At 64.6% G+C, this 16,158-nt stretch carries 12 protein-coding genes; 7 read left to right on the top strand and 5 right to left on the bottom strand.

Annotated features, from left to right (window positions below):
• Positions 1 to 157 precede the first annotated feature (157 nt).
• From AC1DYM_RS07190 to AC1DYM_RS07175, 4 genes are all read left to right on the top strand, one after another.
• Positions 158 to 1,660, top strand: a complete 1,503-nt coding sequence (locus tag AC1DYM_RS07190) for an aminotransferase class III-fold pyridoxal phosphate-dependent enzyme (protein WP_477337288.1) — start codon at positions 158 to 160, stop codon at positions 1,658 to 1,660.
• 187 nt (positions 1,661 to 1,847) lie between these two features.
• Positions 1,848 to 2,171 carry a PsiF family protein gene (locus AC1DYM_RS07185; RefSeq protein ID WP_477337287.1) on the top strand — a complete coding sequence of 108 codons (324 nt, stop codon included), beginning with the start codon at positions 1,848 to 1,850 and terminating at the stop codon, positions 2,169 to 2,171.
• Between the two features lie 174 nt (positions 2,172 to 2,345).
• Positions 2,346 to 2,984, top strand: a complete 639-nt coding sequence (upp, locus tag AC1DYM_RS07180) for a uracil phosphoribosyltransferase (protein ID WP_046977640.1) — start codon at positions 2,346 to 2,348, stop codon at positions 2,982 to 2,984.
• A gap of 137 nt (positions 2,985 to 3,121) precedes the next feature.
• Positions 3,122 to 5,857 carry a lamin tail domain-containing protein gene (locus AC1DYM_RS07175; RefSeq protein WP_477337286.1) on the top strand — a complete coding sequence of 912 codons (2,736 nt, stop codon included), beginning with the start codon at positions 3,122 to 3,124 and terminating at the stop codon, positions 5,855 to 5,857.
• 106 nt (positions 5,858 to 5,963) lie between these two features.
• Here AC1DYM_RS07175 and pip read toward each other — a convergent pair whose 3' ends face one another.
• Both pip and AC1DYM_RS07165 read right to left on the bottom strand, forming a co-directional pair.
• Positions 5,964 to 6,920, bottom strand: coding sequence for a prolyl aminopeptidase (pip, locus tag AC1DYM_RS07170; RefSeq protein ID WP_477337285.1), 957 nt, complete (start codon positions 6,918 to 6,920; stop codon positions 5,964 to 5,966).
• Positions 6,921 to 7,113: 193 nt separating this feature from the next.
• Complete coding sequence (locus AC1DYM_RS07165) at positions 7,114 to 8,496, bottom strand: FAD-binding oxidoreductase (protein WP_477337284.1); 1,383 nt, start codon at positions 8,494 to 8,496, stop codon at positions 7,114 to 7,116.
• A gap of 123 nt (positions 8,497 to 8,619) precedes the next feature.
• Between AC1DYM_RS07165 and serA the strand changes: the two genes are divergently transcribed.
• Positions 8,620 to 9,855 carry a phosphoglycerate dehydrogenase gene (gene serA / locus AC1DYM_RS07160; protein ID WP_477337283.1) on the top strand — a complete coding sequence of 412 codons (1,236 nt, stop codon included), beginning with the start codon at positions 8,620 to 8,622 and terminating at the stop codon, positions 9,853 to 9,855.
• Here the strand turns inward: serA and AC1DYM_RS07155 are convergent.
• The 3 genes from AC1DYM_RS07155 to AC1DYM_RS07145 all read right to left on the bottom strand — a co-directional run bounded on the left by AC1DYM_RS07155 (position 9,849) and on the right by AC1DYM_RS07145 (position 11,821).
• Positions 9,849 to 10,262 carry a VOC family protein gene (locus AC1DYM_RS07155; protein WP_046969671.1) on the bottom strand — a complete coding sequence of 138 codons (414 nt, stop codon included), beginning with the start codon at positions 10,260 to 10,262 and terminating at the stop codon, positions 9,849 to 9,851. The two genes, serA and AC1DYM_RS07155, sit on opposite strands and share 7 nt — an antisense overlap.
• Entirely contained in the window at positions 10,259 to 10,732 is a 474-nt protein-coding gene (locus tag AC1DYM_RS07150) for a helix-turn-helix domain-containing protein (RefSeq protein ID WP_477337282.1), read from the bottom strand. The genes AC1DYM_RS07155 and AC1DYM_RS07150 overlap by 4 nt, the downstream gene beginning before the upstream one ends.
• 138 nt (positions 10,733 to 10,870) lie before the next feature.
• Positions 10,871 to 11,821 carry a GGDEF domain-containing protein gene (locus AC1DYM_RS07145; RefSeq protein ID WP_477337281.1) on the bottom strand — a complete coding sequence of 317 codons (951 nt, stop codon included), beginning with the start codon at positions 11,819 to 11,821 and terminating at the stop codon, positions 10,871 to 10,873.
• Positions 11,822 to 12,187: 366 nt separating this feature from the next.
• On the opposite strand from AC1DYM_RS07145, the gene AC1DYM_RS07140 reads away from it, so the two are divergent.
• Positions 12,188 to 15,238 (top strand): TonB-dependent receptor, encoded by a 3,051-nt coding sequence (locus AC1DYM_RS07140; protein ID WP_477337301.1) that lies wholly within the window; start codon positions 12,188 to 12,190, stop codon positions 15,236 to 15,238.
• 167 nt (positions 15,239 to 15,405) lie between these two features.
• Entirely contained in the window at positions 15,406 to 16,119 is a 714-nt protein-coding gene (locus AC1DYM_RS07135; protein WP_477337280.1) for a hypothetical protein, read from the top strand.
• The last annotated feature ends 39 nt before the right edge of the window (positions 16,120 to 16,158 follow it).

The raw sequence follows: 16,158 nt of genomic DNA, 5'->3' as shown, positions 1-16,158 counted from the left end.
CGTCATTGTGCGGATGTGACAAGCGTCACCCGGGGGTTACGCGGCCAAAATGCGCGTGATATGCTGGGGGAATAATCCCTTTACATATAGACACTTAGCGGCGTCTTAAGGGATCGGACCGAACAGTGCCGCGTCACGAGAAGTTGAGGAGTGGGTTATGAACGTCATCGGTCTTCTGCGCGATATGCGCGACTTTGGCGGTACGCCGCGCACGCAAGGCCTGGCAGACGCCACGGTCGAGCGTTTTGCCGGTATCGATCCCTCCCTGGTCCAGGCCATCGAAGAGGCGGCTGCCTACCACCAGGCGCTGCGCGCCAACATGGGTGACTTCCTGCGCATGGACGAGGCCGAGCAGATCAACCATCTGCAGTGCGGCCTGGTGAACTTCTACCCCGACGACGGCGTCAACCCGTACGTGCCCGCCGCCGCGCGCGGCCCCTGGGTGGTGACGCTCAAGGGCGCCGTGATTCACGACAACGGCGGCTACGGCATGCTCGGCTTCGGCCACAACCCGCAGCACATCCTCGATGCGATGGCGCGCCCGCAGGTCATGGCCAACGTCATGACGGCGAACGTCTCGCAGCTGCGCCTGTGCGAAGCGCTGAACAAAGAGCTCGGTCGCCAGCGTGGCGGCAGCCCCTACACGCATTTCCTCTGCCTGAACTCGGGCTCGGAATCGGTGACGCTCGCCGGCCGCATCGCAGACGTCAATGCACGCGTGATGACCGACCCGGGTGCACGTCACGCCGGCCGCACCATCAAGCGCCTCGCCGTGAAGGGCGCCTTCCACGGCCGCACCGAGCGTCCGGCGATCTACTCCGATTCCTCGCGCCGCAACTATCAGCAGCACCTGGCCAGCTTCCGCAACGAAGACACGCTGATCACCGTCGAGCCGTACAACGTGGCCTCGCTGAAGGCAGCGTTCGCCGAAGCCGACCGCCAGGGCTGGTTCATCGAAGCGATGTTCCTCGAGCCGGTCATGGGCGAAGGCGATCCGGGCCGCGCGCTCACGCCGGAGTTCTAYGCCGCCGCACGCGAACTCACGCGCGAACACGGCACCCTGCTCCTGGTCGATTCGATCCAGGCCGGCCTGCGTGCGCACGGCGTGCTGTCCATCATCGACTACCCGGGCTTCGAATCGCTGGACGCGCCGGACATGGAGACCTTCTCCAAGGCGCTCAATGCCGGTCAGTATCCGCTCTCCGTGCTCGCCGTGACCGACCGTGTCGCCGGCCTCTACCGCAAGGGTATCTACGGCAACACGATGACCGCGAACCCGCGCGCCCTCGACGTCGCCGTCGCCACGCTGGCCGAACTGACCGACGAGGTTCGCGCCAACATCCGCGACAAGGGCCAGGAATTCCTGCAGAAGCTGGAAGGCCTGAAGAACGAACTCGGCGGCATGATCACCAAGGTCCAGGGCACCGGCCTGCTGTTCTCCTGCGAGCTGGCCACCGACTACAAGTGCTACGGCGAAGGCTCGACCGAGGAATACATGCGCGAGCGCGGCGTGGGCGTGATCCACGGTGGCGCCAACTCGCTGCGCTTCACCCCGCACTTCCGGGTGACCAGCGCCGAGGTGGACCTGATCATCGAGGAAATCCGCCACGCGCTGAAGGAAGGCCCGCGCCGCTCGGCCTCGTCGAACAAGGCCGCCTGAGCGAACACTAAGGTAGGAGCCGATTCATCGGCGAATGAGTACATGTGGGAGCCGCTTCAGCGGCGAAAAGCCAACAAAGCGGTGAAGTAGAAAACCCCATCGCCGACATCGCCGGCATAGCCGGCTCCCACAGACAGCGGTAAGCTCAGCGACGCCGGATTCGCCCGGCGTCACGTAGGGGTTTGCCATGTGTATGCAGCTTCGTGTCCTCGCCGTTGCTTCCCTGCTCGTCTTTTCCGCCAGTGCGATGGCTGCCCCCCAGGCGGCGGCCAAGAAAGAGCTGACGCCGCAGCAGCAGCGCATGTCGACATGCAATACGCAGGCAACCGGCAAGAAGGGCGACGAACGCAAGACCTTCATGAGCAGCTGCCTCAAGGGCGAAACGCCGGCGGCCGCGCCCGCCAAACAGACCCAGCAGCAGAAGATGACCTCCTGCAACAAGGACGCCTCGGCCAAGAGCCTCAAAGGCGACGAGCGCAAGACCTTCATGAGTACGTGCCTGAAGGGCTGAGCGGCCCCTAGAAACCTAGGGGGCTGGCTGTGCCAGTGGTTGTAGGAGCCGATTCATCGGCGATCCCGCGGCAGCGGGCACGGGTGTCGCTAGCACCCTATCGCCGATGAATCGGCTCCTACACCAGCCGCGCAATGCGACAATCGCGGCATTCCTGCCATCGACCGCCTGCCCATGAAAATCGTCGAAGTCCGTCACCCCCTCATCCAGCACAAGCTCGGCCTGATGCGCCGCGCCGGGATCAGCACGAAGGAGTTCCGCGAACTCGCGTCGGAAGTCGCCGCCCTGCTCACCTACGAAGCCACGGCCGACATGGAAACCGAGTGCAAGATGATCGACGGCTGGGCCGGCCCGGTCGAGGTCACGCACATCAAGGGCAAGAAGGTCACCATCGTGCCGATTCTGCGTGCCGGCCTGGGCATGCTCAGCGGCGTGCTGGAGATGATCCCCGCGGCGAAAGTCAGCGTCGTCGGCCTGCAACGTGACGAAGAGACGCTCGAGCCGGTCACGTACTACGAAAAGCTCAGTGGCGGCATGGACGAGCGCACGGCGATCATCGTCGACCCCATGCTCGCCACCGCCGGCACCCTGGTCGCGACCGTCGACATGCTCAAGGCGGCCGGCGCAAAGAAGATCAAGGGCCTGTTCCTGGTGGCCGCCCCCGAAGGCCTCAAGCGCATCGAGGCTGCGCATCCGGATATCGAGATCTACGTCGCCTCGATCGACGACCATCTCAACGAGTTGGGTTACATCCTCCCCGGCCTGGGCGATGCCGGCGACAAGATTTTCGGAACCAAGCAAAAACCTTCCTGAGTCGTCGGGTGTGTCACATCCCCCTGTCATAAATTCGCGGCACACTTCGCCGGCGGATCCGACAGGGGGAACGCCACGCATGGGATTGCGCGGTGCTTCGGGTCGCATACAACTCAACGACTCGAGGGGATATTCGAATGCGTTTGACCACGAAACAGCGCGCCACATGGGCGGCGCTGGCAGGCCTCATGGCCGTTCTCCCGCTGCAGGCGGCGGACCTCACGCTCACCCAGTTCCGCGTTCGCGGACCGGCGGGCGGTAACGACGAATTCGTCGAAGTGCAGAACACCGGCACGGCCGCACTGGACGTTTCCGGCTACAAGCTCAACGCCTCCAATTCGGCCGGGACGACCGGCACGCGCTTCACGTTTCCGGCAGGAACCTCGGTCGCACCCGGTTGCTTCCTCCTGCTGGCGAACACGGCCGCCTCCGGGTACTCCGGAAGCGTCACGCCCGACCTGAAGTACAGCACCGGCGTGACCGATGACGGCGGCCTCGCTCTGCTGAATAGCTCCGGCACCGTCATCGACCAGGTTGGCCTGAGCACCGGCTCGGCCTATAAGCTGGGCACGCCGCTTACCACCCTCGGCAGCACCAACGCCGACCAGGGTTACGGCCGCAAGACGAACGCTGCCGGCTTCCCGCAGTCCAGCGGCGACAACTCGGCCGACTGGGTCAAGGTGGCACCGACCACGCCGCGCGCCAGTACCTCACCTTGCGTCGCGCAGGGCCCGAGCCTGTCCATCGCGGATGCGACCGTCAGCCTGCGTAACGGTGACGACGTCTCGATGCCGTTCACCGTGACGCTCAGCCAGCCCGTCACGACCGATGTCACCGTGCATGCCACGACGGCGGACGACACCGCTACGGTCGCAGCCGGCGACTACGACGCCGTCGACACCACGCTGACCATTCCGGCCGGCGGCAATAGCAGCACGCTCAACGTCACCGTGCACGGCGCCAAGGCTGCCGGTCCCGACAAGGCATTCCGGGTCAACCTGAGCGACGCCACGGGCAACGTCACCCTCGCCAAGAGCACGGCGGTCGGTGCGATCCTCAACGAGATCCCCGTCGCGGCGGAAATCTGGCAGGTCACCGGCACGGGCCAGGTCTCGCCGCTGGTCGGCAAGCGTGTGGCCACGCATGCGAACATCGTCACGGCGGTCGGTCCCGCCGGCTTCACCATCCAGACGCCGGACGCTCGCGCCGACGCCGACCCGCTCACCTCGAACGGCATCTACGTGTTCACCAGCACCGCACCGACGGTGAAGGCCGGTGACGTGGTCGATGTCGAAGCCACGGTCGACAACTACTTCAACCTCCCCGAACTGAAGAACGCGACGATCACCACGAGCATGCACGGTGCCGCCCTGCCGAAGGCCGTCGTCTTCGGCAACAGCACGCCGTCGCTGGATCCGAACGCGCTCTCCTGCGGCACGACGAACTACCAGTGCTACGTCGGCATGCGCGTGGTCATCGACAACGGCATGATCACCACCGGCAACCTGCGCTTCAGCAATGAGCCTTTCGCCGAGGTCTACATCACCGCGAACGGCACGCGCTCGCTGCGTAAGCCCGGCGTGCGTTACACCGTGCCGGTGCCCGATGGCGTGAACCTGCCGAACTGGTCGGGCAATCCCGAAGTGTTCAAGATGAACACGGCGGACTTCGGCGCCGTGCCCGCGAACACACCGTTCAACGCCGGCACGACCTTCAAGGCCGAAGGTGTGATGTCGTATGCGTTCGGCATGTACACCTTCATCCCGACGAAGATCACGATCAAGAAGGCCGCCACCTTGCCGCGTGCCGTGGACTCGCGTCCGTTCTACGCGGTGCGCGTTGGCGCGTTCAACATGGAGCGCTTCTGCGATTCGGACTTCAATACGGTCTTCACCTGCAGCGGCGACACCACCGAACCGACGCCGGATCAGGTCAAGCTGAAGACGCAGCGGTTGTCGGCCTACGTCGGTAGCGTGCTCAAGCTGCCGGATATCCTCTCAGTCGAGGAAGTGAAGAGCCTGGCGGTACTGCAGGGTCTGGCCAAGCAGCTGGGTGACGACTACCCGGCCCAGTACGAAGCCATCCTCCAGCCGGGTCACGATCCGAGCGGCATCAACGTCGGCTTCCTCGTCCGTACGGACCGGGTGCGCGTGCTCGACGTGCGTCAGCTGGGTGCGGACGAAACCTGGAACGACGAAGGGTCCGTCTCGTTCCTGCACGACCATCCGCCGCTGCTGCTCACGGCTGACGTGCCGTCGATCCTCGGCCGCATGCGCGTCAATGTGATCGCCGTGCACCCAAAGGCGCGCCAAAACGTGGACAAGACCGGCGATGCCGCCGATCGCGACCGCGAGAAGCGTTTCCTCCAGGCCAAATCGCTGGCCACCCAGGTGCAGGCGATCCAGACCGACCGGAAGAACCTGCTCACGCCGCTGCTCGTGGTGGGTGATTTCAACTCCTACCAGTTCAGCGATGGCTTCACCGACGTGGTCGGCCTGATTGCCGGCCGTTACGACGACAGCCAGAACCTGCTGAAGCTGGGCAAGAACCTGGTCAAGCCGACGCTGTGGAACGCCGTGGATTCGGTACCGGAGCAGGATCGCTACTCGTTCCTGTTCACCGAGAACTTCGGCAACATCCAGGGCCAGGCCCCGCGCCAGGTGCCGACGCATCAGGTGCTCGACAACGCCCTGCTGAACACCGTGGCACGCGGCCTGTTCCTKAAGATGCAGTACGGTCGCGGCAACCTCGATGCACCGGTGCAGACGCTGGACGATTCGGCCACGGCGACGGATGCGAAGAAGGCGATGGGTTCGTCCGACCACGATGGTTTCGTGGTGGATATGTTGACCCTGCCGTTGGGGTTGTTCTGATGTGATCCTTGGCGTCCGGCTTCTGCCGAGCGCCTGTCGCCGATGAATCGGCTCCTACCGAGCGGGCCAGGCCTTGCCCGGTAGGAGCCGATTCATCGGCGATGCTTCACGACGCGAACCGATCCGTCGCCTCGACCAGTTCCCGCACGATCCCCGGCTCGAATGCCGAATGCCCCGCGTCCTGCACGATCCTCAGATCGGCTTCCGGGAACGCGCGATGCAAATCCCAGGCGCTACGCACGGGACAGACCACGTCGTAACGCCCCTGCACGATCACCGTCGGGATATGGCGGATCTTGCCGACATCGCGCAACAGCTGTCCGTCGACCTCGAAGAAACCGGCGTTGACGAAGTAGTGGCACTCGATGCGTGAAAACGCGAGCGCGAACTCGTCTTCACCGCTGGACGCGATGTGGCCCTGGTCCTGGTAGAGGTAGCTTGTCGCGCCCTCCCACACCGACCACGCCCGTGCCGCAGCCACGCGAACGGCGTGATCCGTACTGGTCAGCCGGCGATGGTAGGCACTGATCAGGTCGCCGTGTTCGGCCTGCGGAATGGCGGAGAGATAGGTCTCCCACGCGTCCGGATAAAGCATGTCGCAGCCACCCTGGTAGAACCATTCCAGCTCCGAGCGACGCAGCATGAAGATGCCGCGCAGCACGAGTTCGCTGACGCGCGTCGGATGGGTTTCGGCATAGGCCAGCGCTAGGGTCGAGCCCCAGGAGCCACCGAATACCTGCCACGTGTCGATGCCCAGGTGCTGACGCAGCGTCTCGATATCGGCGACGAGGTCCCAGGTCGTGTTGTCGGTGAGTTCGGCGTGCGGCGTGGACTTGCCACAACCACGCTGATCGAAAAGCACGATGCGGTACTTGGTGGGATCGAAGAAACGACGGCAGCGCGGATTGGTACCGCCGCCGGGGCCGCCATGGAGAAACACCACCGGCTTGCCCTTGGGGTTGCCGCTTTCCTCAAAGTAAAGCGTGTGCAGCGCCGACACCTTGAGCGTGCCGGTGTTGTAGGCCTCGATCGCGGGATAGAGGTCGGAGGAGTCCTGGGCCATGGGGGGTGGGTCTTCGATGACGGGGAGATGACAAGGCTAATGGGCCTTTCCCGGAGAAGCCACCCCGCGACGGCCGCTTTTCGTAGGAGCCGATTCATCGGCGATTGGGTGCTGGCGGCACCCTGGCCCGCTACCGCGGGATCGCCGATGAATCGGCTCCTACCCAGAGCACATGCGTCCGCTGGAACGGCGCCTACAACAGCTTTCCGGGATTCATGATGCCCTTCGGGTCCCAGACGGCCTTGATCCCACGCATCAGGGCGATCTCGGCTTCGCTGCGGACGCTGCCCAACCAGGGCTTCTTCACCAGCCCGATGCCGTGCTCGGCCGAGATGCTGCCACCGTGCCGGTGCAGCGTGTCGACCAGCAGCGAGGTGACGTGCTCGCACTGCTCGACGAACACGGCGTTGTCGAGGTCGGCCGGCTTGAGCACGTTGATGTGCAGATTGCCGTCGCCGATGTGGCCGAACCAGACCACGTCGAAGTGCGGGTACTCGGCTGACAGCAGTTCCTGCATCTCGGCCATGAAGGCGGGTACGGCGGAAATCCGCACGGAAACGTCGTTTTTATAGGGCTTATGCGGTGCAAGACTTTCGGTGATGCCCTCGCGCAAGCGCCAGAGCGCGGCGGCCTGCGCATCGCTGGAACCGATCGCGCCATCCACCACCCAGCCCTCGTTGAGGCAGAGTTCGAAGAACGAAAGAGCGGATGCCTCGGCCTTGTCATCCGCCGCGTCGAACTCGGTGACCACGTAGAACGGATGGGTCTCTTCGAACGGCCGCTGCGCGCCGTGTGCCAGGACATGGTGCAGGGCACGATCGGTAAAGAACTCGAAGGCACTCAGCGTAAGGCGATGCCTTGCCTCGGCGAACACGCGCATCAGACTGTCCATCGCGGGCACGGCGAGCAGCATGACCTGGGACGGCGGCGGAGGCGAGGTCAGATTCAGGCTGGCCTCGACCACGATGCCGAGGGTGCCTTCCGAGCCGATCACCAGGTGACGCAAGTCATAGCCGGACGCGTTCTTCACCAGGCCACGGTTGAGGTCGAGCAGTTCGCCCGTTCCCGTCACCACCTTTAGCCCGGCGATCCACTGACGCGTATTCCCATAGCGGATGACGCGGATTCCACCGGCATTCGTCGCGATATTGCCGCCGATCTGGCAGGAGCCACGCGCGGCGAAATCCACGGGATAAAGCAGGCCGCGCTCACGGGCCGCGTTGTGCACCGCCTCGAGGGCGATACCAGGCTGCACGGTGAGGATGCGGTCGATGGGGTCGAAGTCGAGCACCCGGTTCATCCGGTCCAGGCTGACCACGATCTCGCCATGTGCTGCGACAGCGCCGCCGGACAGGCCGGTCCGTCCGCCGGAGGGCACCACCCCCACACCGGCGCCGTTCGCCCAGCGAACGATGCCTTGAACCTCCTCGATCGAGGCCGGATAGGCGATCGCCAGGGGCGCGGGGGTCCATCGCCGGGTCCAGTCGCGACCGTGGTGCTCGAGATCGCCCGGGTCGGTGGACAGCTTGAGCTCGGGCAGCAGGCGGGCAAGTTCGGACAGGCGTGGATCGGTCATGGGGCTCTCGCTCGGGTATCGGAGGCAGGGTGCCAGCGCGGCGGCCGGGCGTCCACTGCGCTGCAACATGAACGTCACTCTCTGGCATAGTGAGCGTCTCGCCCACGGATCTGAAGCCCGGCTATGAAGCGCACGTCGTACCCGAAAGAAGACATCAAGGTCCTGCTGCTCGAAGGCGTCAGCCGCAGTGCGCTCGACACCTTCCGCCAGGCCGGCTACTCGCAGATCGAGTTCCATGAGAAGTCCCTCTCCGAGGACGATCTCAAGGAACGCATCGCCGATGCGCATATCGTCGGCATTCGCTCGCGCACCCATCTCACTGCCGAGGTACTGGCCGAGGCACGCCGGCTCATCGCCGTGGGCTGTTTCTGCATCGGCACCAACCAGGTGGACACCGCGGAGGCCGAGCGCCTGGGCGTGCCGGTCTTCAACGCGCCCTACTCCAACACGCGCAGCGTCGCCGAGCTGGTCATCGCCGAAACGATCATGCTGGTGCGCCGCATTCCGGAGAAGAACGCCGAATGCCACCGCGGCGGCTGGTCGAAGTCGGCCGCCGGCAGCTTCGAGGTCCGCGACAAGGTGCTGGGCATTGTCGGCTACGGCCATATCGGCACCCAGGTCGGTGTGCTGGCCGAATCGCTGGGCATGCGGGTGATCTTCCACGATGTGGAAGCCAAGCTCTCGCTCGGCAATGCCCGACCGGCGTCCAGCCTGGACGATCTGCTGGAGCGCGCGGACGTGGTCACCCTGCACGTGCCGGAAACCGCGCAAACGAAGAACCTGATCGGCGCCGCCGAGATCGCGCGCATGCGCCCCGGCTCGATGCTGGTCAACGCCTCGCGTGGCACCGTCGTCGATATCGATGCACTGGCTGCCGCACTGCGGTCCAAGCACCTGGCCGGTGCAGCGATCGACGTCTTCCCGGTCGAGCCCAAGGGCAACACCGACCCCTTCGTCTCGCCCCTGGTCGGCATGGACAACGTCATCCTCACCCCGCACGTCGGCGGCAGCACCGCCGAAGCGCAGGAGAACATCGGCATCGAGGTGGCATCCAAGCTGGTGCGTTACAGCGATAACGGCAGCACGCTTTCCGCGGTGAATTTCCCGGAAGTCTCCCTGCCCGGCCATCCGACCAGCCGTCGCTTGCTGCACATTCACCGCAACATTCCCGGTGTGCTCTCACGGGTGAACGACGTGTTCTCTCGCGCCGCCGTCAATATCGACGGCCAGTACCTGCAGACGTCGGGCCAGGTCGGCTACGTGGTGATCGACGTATCCACGACCGACGAGCACGCCGCCTCGCTGCGCAACGAGCTGGCGGCGATCGAAGGCACGCTGAAGGCGCGCGCGCTCTACTGAGTCCGGCGAGACTCGATCATCTTCCAGCCATTGCCCGAGGGGTCGCGAAAGTTGGCGTCGACGTTGCCGTAGCGCTCCTCGGGCGCCTGCGTGAACTCCACGCCCCGGGCCCGCATGCGCTCGTAGGCAGCGCGGCAATCGTCGACGTTGAGCACCAGCGGCGGCATCGCGCCCTTGGCCACCACCTCGCTCATGGTCTGTGCCGTGGCTTCGTCGAGCACCGGCGCTTGCGGCTTGAACAAGCCCAGTTGCAAGGAGGGCTGCTCCGGATGCTGCACGGTCAGCCAGCGAAAACTGCCATTCTGCGCGTCGGTGTGCACGCGAAACCCTAGCTTTTCAACGTAAAACTCGAGCGCTTCATCCTGGTCACGAACGTACAGCCCGACGACTCCGATACCCTGGCTCATACAACCTCCGGTTTGTGGGAAGGCTCTTTTTTAGCAGGCCGTTCCCGACGGCGCTTCTCCGAAACTGCGCTTGTCAGGCCGGGTCGGTAGGCGGCACTGACGAAGCAGTGGGGCACGCGTTCGAGGTCGTGCCTGCCTGCATGCTCATGGGCCCGCCAGTCGCTCGGACTCGTGCCGTTGACGTCGCGAAACACGCGGCCAAAGGTGCCGAGGCTGTTCCACCCTGTCTGCAGCGCGATATCGAGGATCGGCATCGTCGTGTCGCGAAGCAGGGCCTTGGCGCGCTCAAGTCGGCGAGTAAGCAGGTAGCGGTGGGGTGGCAGGCCGAAGGCTTGCTTGAACGATCGGGCGAAGTGGGCTTCGGAGACGTGGCTCACGCGTGCGAGCCGGCAGACCGGCCACGTCTCGTGTGACGCGGCGTCTATCTGATCCTTGGCTCGTAACAGGCGGCGTAGTAACTCCGGGTCCACGGTGTGTCACCTTCGTTGTGGGAGCCGCTTCAGCGGCGAGCTCTTCCTTCGAGAGGGGCTGAGGCCAGCAACCTTAAGGAAGCGCTACTGCGCAGCGCGTTGTGTGCCATTCGCCGCTGAAGCGGCTCCCACATGTATTTATTGGTCGCCGCCGTCGGCGACGACGCGGGCGCGGCCGCGTTGCTTGGCCAGGTAGAGGCGACGGTCTGCCACGGCAATGGCCGGCAGGATCTCGTCGCCTTCCTTGGGCACCAGGGTATGCACGCCGGCACTGAGCGTCACGCGCTTGCCGGGACCGAGGCCGCCGTGCGGAATCATCGCCTTCTCGACCAGATCCAGGCAGCGCCAGGCCAGGGCCAGGGCGGTGGCCTCATCGGTATCCTGCAGTAGCAGCACGAACTCCTCGCCACCGAARCGGCAGAGCAGGTCGTCCGGGTTGCGTACGATGTTGGACAGCGCCGTGGCCACGCGCTTGAGGCACTCGTCACCTTCCAGGTGGCCGTAATGGTCGTTGTATTGCTTGAAGAAATCGATATCCAGGACAACCAGCGACAAGGTCTGTCGCCCCTGCCGCGCATCCCGCCACGCGGTCTCCATGACCATGTCGAAGCGACGACGGTTGGCGACGCCGGTGAGTCCATCCTTGAACGACAACTCTTCGAGTTCGCGCTGCATGTCGAGCAGCTTCTCTTCGGTGCGCTTACGCTCACTGATGTCGAACATGAAGCCAATGAGCGCGTTGGGCGAGCCGTCGGGATTGCGCACGACATGGACCACGTCGCGAATCCAGACGTATTCGCCATTCTTGGTCAGCGCACGATAGTCCGCTTCGTGGTCGACACCGGCCTGCGACTGCGATACGCAGAAGTCGAAGACCCAGGCGCGGTCTTCGGGATGCATGCGGTCCGCCCAGTCCTGCACCGTCGCCCAGGATTGCGGGGCCCAGCCGAGAAGCGCTTCGATCTGTGGACCGATGTAGGCGAAGCGCAGCGTCGCCCAGTCGATTTTCCAGGGAATGGCACGCGTGGATTCGAGCAGGGTCTTATAGACCCCGACGTCTTCCTCGAGAATGATGTCTTCGATGCTCATGGCCTTCCCCACTGACGGCGGCGCCAGTGTAGCGGCGAAAGGCCGTAAAGCTTGAGTCTCAGTGCTGTCGCGACCAGGGCGGAACGCCATTTACTTACGAATGTTCGTAAAATAGTGTTGACACGGCCGCAAGAGCCCACGTATTTTCGCAAAACCCAGGCACCTGCCAAAAGTCACTCCATGGCGGGACCTGGGCAAAAGGAGGAACTTGCGGRGGCAAGTGGGGTACGGGGGAGCGCTCGCTCGGGGGAGTGAGCGCTGCAGGTTATCCGGCGCCAAGTGACCCGCCAGAACCGCTTTGGACGAATAACCAATCGTTTTAGTGGCCCACCTTTCTGGGTCAATTTCGGGGAGTCATACATGTATCTGCACAGCATCCGTCGACGCGGAGGCTTCCGGCCGACCGCGTTGGCCATCGCGCTTGGCCTGTCTATCGGTACCATCGCTCCGGTCATGGCCCAGTCCACCACCGGCGCGATCTTCGGCCAGGTGCCGGCTGGCACTGGCACCACGGTCAGCGTCACCAGTGACACCGGCTTTACCCGCGACGTGCCTGTCGATGCCGACGGCCGCTACCGCGCTAGCAACCTGCCGCTGGGCAGCTACACCGTCAGCCTCAAGCGCGAMGGTGCCGTGGTCGATACGCGCAAGGACGTACCGATCAAGGTCGGTGGCAGCACCGACGTGTCGTTCGCCGCCGCTGCTTCGGCCACCTCGGCCCAGTCGCTGGATTCGGTGACCGTCACCGCCAACACCTTGCCGCCCATCGACGCCACCGCAGTCGATGCGCGCACCGTGATCACTTCCGAGACCCTGGCCCGCCTGCCGCTGGGTCGTAACGCCGAAGCTATCGCCCTGCTGGCACCGGGTGCCGTGCCGGGCGCCCAGACCCTGGGTAACGGCCGCTATCGCACCGTCTCCTTCGGCGGTTCGGGCGCCTCGGAAAACGCCTACTACGTCAACGGTTATGCGACGACGGATCCTTACCGCAACCTCGGCGGCGTGGGCCTGCCGTATGGCGCGATCGACCAGCAGGAAGTCTATACGGGCGGCTACAGCGCCAAGTACGGTCGTTCCGATGGCGGCGTGATTTCGCAGGTCGGCAAGAGCGGCACCAACGACTGGCATTTCGGTGCCCAGGTGCTGTGGGAGCCGAAGTTCGCCTCGTCCGCCCCGGGCAGCATCTATTACAGCGATGCCACCCTGCCGCCGGGCTACGGCTACCAGACGCCGGCCAGGGCCGGCACGATCTACCGTAACCGCGCCGACAACACCAAGTGGACGACCACCTACAGCGCCTACGCCGGTGGCCCGCTGATCAAGGACAAGCTGTTCTTCTTCATCGCCGCGGAAGCGGAGAAGTCCGAAGGTGTGTCGACCGCGTCGGTGGAAGCCAACCCGGTCGCCAACAACCACTACACCTACAATCTTCCCAAGTACTACGCGAAGGTCAACTGGAACATCAACGATTCCAACATCCTGGAATTGACCGGTATCCACTCGACCGACGAGCAGCGCGGCACGTACTACAACTACGRCTACCCGACCCGTTCGCAGGGTGCGGCGCTCGGCTCGGACGCCGACACGACCAAGCTCGACTCCAAGTACGCCATCGCCAAGTACACCTCGTACATCACCGATGACGTGACCCTGACGGCGACCTACGGCAAGAGCTGGACGACCGACTACCTGCAGAACCCGACGCCGAACATCGTCAACCAGCCGTACATCGACCGTCCGGACCTGCAGAACCCGACGCTCAACGGCGGCCGTCCGATCACCAACCTCAACACCTCGAACCTGTCGCAGGATCCGGGTGCGGGCAGCCATACGCGTGGTCTGCGCCTCGATCTCGAATGGCAGCTCGGCGATCACCACCTCGCCGGTGGTATCGACAACATGCATTACTCCGGCGACAACGTCGGCCAGTCGACCAGCGGTCCGGGTTACTACCTGCGCTATCGCCGTGCCGCCAACCCGAACACCCCGATCAGCAACTCGCTGGGCGTCGGTGCCCCGGGTGGCGCCGGCTACTACGTCGACCAGCGCGTGTTCACCTCGGTGACCAGCATGTCGCTCGACCAGCGCGCGCAGTACCTCGAAGATCGCTGGCAGGTGACCGACAAAGTCCTGCTGAGCATCGGCGTGCGTAACGACCGCTTCAAGAACCTCAACGACTCCGGCCGCTCGTTCGTCAACAACGCCGCGCAGTGGGCCCCGCGCCTGGGCGCCGCCTGGGACGTGTTCGGCGACTCCTCGCTGAAGATCTACGGCAACCTGGGTCGTTACTACCTCGCCCTGCCCAACAACGTGGCCGTCCGCGGCGCCTCGCCGTCGACCTTCACGGATGAGTACTTCGCCTACACCGGCATCGACGCCCAGGGTCGCCCGACCGGCCTGCGCCCGCTCGGCCCAGGCCCGGTCTCGGCCAACGGCGAATACGGCCAGGCGATCGATCCGGAATCGGTGACCGCGCGTGACCTGCGCTCGCAGTACCAGGACGAAGGCATCCTCGGCTTCGACAAGATGCTCGGCAGCGACTGGGTGACCGGCGCCAAGATCACGGTGCGCAAGCTGCGCACGGCGATCGATGACGTCTGCGACACGGGCAAGATCGCCGACAAGCTCGATGCCGAAGGCATCGATCCGGACTCGGTGACGATCCCGGGCTGCGTCATCTTCAACCCCGGCTTCACCAACACCTTCAGCCTGGCCAACGCCAACGGCGTGGGTCGTACCGAAGTGACGATGAGCTCGCAGGAATGGGGCTTCAACCAGAAGGCGATCCGTCGCTACTACGCGCTGGACCTGTACCTGGAGCATCCGTTCAACGGCAAGTGGCAGGGTCGCGTCGACTACACCTTCTCGCGTAGCTACGGCAACACCGAAGGCCAGACCAAGTCCGACATCGGCCAGACCGACATCTCCAAGACCCAGGACTGGGATTCGGGCGAGTTGATGCTCAACTCCAACGGCCTGTTGACCAACGACCGCACGCACCAGTTCAAGGCGTACGGCGCGTACCTGCTGACCCCGGAATGGATGATCTCCGGCAACCTGCGCCTGGCCTCGGGTTCGCCCAAGTCCTGCCTGGGTTACGAGAACGCCAACGCCGATCCGGATCCGATCGGTTACGGCTCCTCGTACCACAACTGCTTCGGTGAGCCGTCGCCCCCGGGCAAGACGCGCAACCCGTGGTATCGCCAGCTCGACCTGGCCGTGACCTACCGTCCGGCCCTGTTCGACAACAAGCTGGCCTTCGGCCTGAGCGTCTTCAACGTCACCAACGAGCGCAAGCCGCTGACCAGCTTCTCGCCCGATGAGTCGATCTCGAAGACCGTGCTCAACAACTACAACCTGGGTCAGTTCTACCAGACGCCGCGCTATGCACGACTGACGGCCTCGTACGACTTCTGATCCTGACGGGTTTGTCTTTAATCGACTACTAAGAACAACATCCCAGGGATGGGAACCAACACGCTGATCCCCAGATCGCCGCCTGCTCCCACAGGCGGCTTTTTTTTGGTCAACCTAATGTCCTGCGCCACGTTGGTCCTTCCATACCCCGGATCAGGACCTCATCGATGCGTCGCTTCTCCCCTACCCTGCGCGGCCTGACAATCGTCTGCACTGTCGGTCTCGCGGCGTGTGCCGGCAACAGCATCCGATTGAGTGCCATACCCGACCATCCGCACTCATTCGACGGCCACTGGGTCGTGGACGTTTCGCACAGCGAGGATCCCGATGCCTCGCCGGCGGCGGGCAGTGGCGGTCGCGGCGGCGGCATGGGCGGAGGGCACGGTCACGGCGGTGGTGGGGGCATGGGCGGTGGCATGGGTGGCGGTGGCATGGGTGGCGGTGGCCGACACGGTGGTGGCGGTAACGCTGGCGCGAGCAATGGCAGCGTCGCCAGTAGCACGACCGGCGGCGGAAACGGCGACATGCTGCGCCGGGCGCTCCTGCTCCCCGACACGCTGGACATCGCCGTCCATCCGGGCAACCTGCAGATCGCGCCTAACGGCCATCCGAGCAGTGTCCCGATGGTGACCGGCAAGGACACGGGCGGTGACGTCACACGAGCCGGCTGGGACGGCGACAGTCTGGTGGTCGTCATTCACATCGACGACAAGCGCGGGGACATCGTGCAGCATTACGACGTGGCAGCCGACCATTCGCGACTGGTCGTCACGACCGAGTTCAAGAAGAAGTCGAAGACCGTTTCCGTGGTGAGGGAATTCACGGCGACGCCCGCAGGGTCGGGGGTGGTCACGCCGACGCTGGCGACACCGTCCACCTGACGTCCGTCGCTTCATCGCTTTGTTGGCTTTTCGCCGATG

Source organism: Luteibacter sp. P1_D3, from assembly GCF_056406135.1.
The sequence above is the reverse complement of the archived record's forward strand: the minus strand, read 5'-3'. Positions and strand labels throughout refer to the sequence as shown.